Source organism: Candidatus Eisenbacteria bacterium (assembly GCA_035577985.1).
Taxonomy (GTDB): domain Bacteria; phylum Desulfobacterota; class Binatia; order DP-6; family DP-6; genus DATJZY01.
This window is the reverse complement of sequence record DATJZY010000101.1, coordinates 1-2,274: the sequence shown is the minus strand read 5'-3', so window position 1 is coordinate 2,274 and position 2,274 is coordinate 1. Positions and strand designations below refer to the sequence as shown.

2 protein-coding genes are annotated in these 2,274 nt (G+C 69.0%); both read left to right on the top strand.

Annotation, left to right across the window (positions count from 1 at the left end; translation table 11 throughout):
• Positions 1-232 precede the first annotated feature (232 nt).
• Complete coding sequence (locus tag VMS22_13835) at positions 233-949, top strand: hypothetical protein (protein HXJ35107.1); 717 nt, start codon at positions 233-235, stop codon at positions 947-949.
• Entirely contained in the window at positions 946-1,971 is a 1,026-nt protein-coding gene (locus VMS22_13830) for a hypothetical protein (protein HXJ35106.1), read from the top strand. The genes VMS22_13835 and VMS22_13830 overlap by 4 nt, the downstream gene beginning before the upstream one ends.
• The last annotated feature ends 303 nt before the right edge of the window (positions 1,972-2,274 follow it).

Below are 2,274 nucleotides of genomic sequence, written 5' to 3'. Positions count from 1 at the left end.
CTGGCAATTGTCGTCTTGCCGACACTGTTGTCCAGACGACAGACGGCCTCGGCGCCCTGGTCGTACGCTCGCTCCCTGGTGCGACGACATGTCGAGAGGCGGACCCGACGATGACCGAGTCGAGGTGACCGAGCGAGCGGCAGAACGCGAGGAACCCTCACGCTCGCGCATCCGCGAGGCACACGAGCGCCCTCACGACACGACGCTGCCGCATGGCGAGGGGCGTGAGATTGTGGAATTCCGCGGGCGCGACTACGCGCTCAATGGGTCCGAAGCGCGCGCTCTCGAGACCGTCGGCGCGTTTCGGGTCGTTTCGCCCGACGCGGTCGACGGCGGCTCGCACGGGCGGGATGTCCGGCACGGCGACTGGCGGCGCCTGAACGAGCAGGGATTGCTGCTGCATGAGACGATCACCGATCGTGAGGGCTCGCGGCAGGTCGTCGCCCTGACCCGCGAGGGAAAGGACCTCCTCGACGCGCACACGCCCGCGCGATCCGAGGGCCCTCGGCAGGAGTACTACGCGGGCATCGTGAAGCCGCGCGAGCTCGCCCACGACGCGCGCATCTACGACGCCTATCGTGAGGAAGCGGCACGCATCGAGCGCGGCGGCGGACGCGTGACGCGTGTCGTGCTCGACTACGAACTCAAGCGCGACTACCAGACCTTCCTTCACCGAGACGATCGGCGGACCGACGGGCAGGTCTTGCTCGAGCGCCGCGAGTTCGCCGAGGCGCACGACCTGCCGCTCCACCGGGGCCACGTCGTGTTTCCCGATGTCCGGATCGAGTACGAGCTCGACGGACGGCTCGAGCATCGTGATGTCGAGGTCGTGACCGAGCACTACTCGCACGGCCAACGCGCGGGTAAGGCCGGGTTCTCGTGCCATGGCGGCAACCGTCAAACCGGTGGCGCGCCCTTCGACCCGCGGCATGTTCGGAGGTTGGCATGACCTTCGAGGAACGGGTGCGGGCGCTCGAAGACCTGGGGTTCAGCGATCGGCAGACGCGCTTCCTGGTGACCGTCGCGCTCCACAGCGGCTTCTGTCTGCGACGACACTACGCGGCATTCAGCGGCCTCGCGTACGGGGCCGGCGTCCGCGAGTTCCTGGATCGCCTGGTCGTCCGGAAGCTGGCTAAGCGGCTGACCTTTCGGCGGGATCGCGGCCTGGTCTACCACCTGCACGCCTCCCGGATCTATGCCGCCATCGGCCAGGACGACAACCGCAACCGCCGGCGGGCCAGTGCGGCGCTCATCGCCCGGAAGCTGATGCTGTTCGATTACGTCCTCGAGCATCCGACAGCCGAGTGGTACGCCACGGAAGCCGACAAGGTGGCCTTGTTTACGGCGCACATGGGTCTGTCGTCGGTGGATTTGCCGAGGCGCCACTACATCGGGCGGGATCGCACGGCGCCGCCCACGACAAGGTTCTTCGTCCACAAGCTGCCCATCCTGGTGAGTGGCGATCCGCCGACCGTCGCGTTCGTCTTCCTCGTGACCGAGACGACCGGGGCCCTCTTCGCGCAATTCCTCGAGGACCACCTCGCCCTCCTCGACCGGTTGCCCCGCTGGCAGATTGTGGCCGTCGCTCCGCGCCACGTGCGCGGCCTGACCGCGTGCGCGGCGGCCCTGCGTCGCGTGGCCGCGGAGCGTGAGCGACGGCGGACCTTCGGCGAAATCGACGCCCTACAGACCTATTACACACGACGAGCGCAAGTGGAACGTGACGACTACTCCTTCCTCACCGGCGACATCAACACAATCAGCGGCGAGTGGCACGCCGCTAGACGGCACTTCGCCGCCATGGAGTATGAGGCGCTGTTCGAACGGTGGAAGAGTCAGGGACCCGCCGCGCTCGACCGGCGGCCCGGTGCGTCGCTCGGCGCCGCCCTCGCCGATGGCCGTGGGGCGTTGCTGACCCACGAATTGCCGATTCGATACGACCGGTTTGGCACGCGCGCCGGCGTGAGCTGAGCCGCCACCGTCATCGGACAACGGTGGCGGGGACGATGGCTATGACGCTGGCGCGGATCGAGCGCGGGGCGACGGGCGACTGAACTGAGGAGACGATGCACAACTCCTTGCGGAATGAGCGGATCACGAACGCCGGACGGCCAGTCGGCCGCCGGCCTCGCGGCGGCGATCTGCGCCGTCCGCGGACGTCCCCGGAGACGGGGCGAAGGGGAGAGCGACCCCACCGATTCGGGCCGGCCCTGACCGGCACGCACGCGCGCCGGCTGGCCGCCCCCGAGCGGGGTCGCTCTCCCCTTCGCCCCG

Coding starts and splice junctions, on each gene's coding strand:
- VMS22_13830 (HXJ35106.1), top strand. CDS start 946: ATGACCTTCGAGGAACGGGTGCGGGCGCTCGAAGACCTGGGGTTCAGC.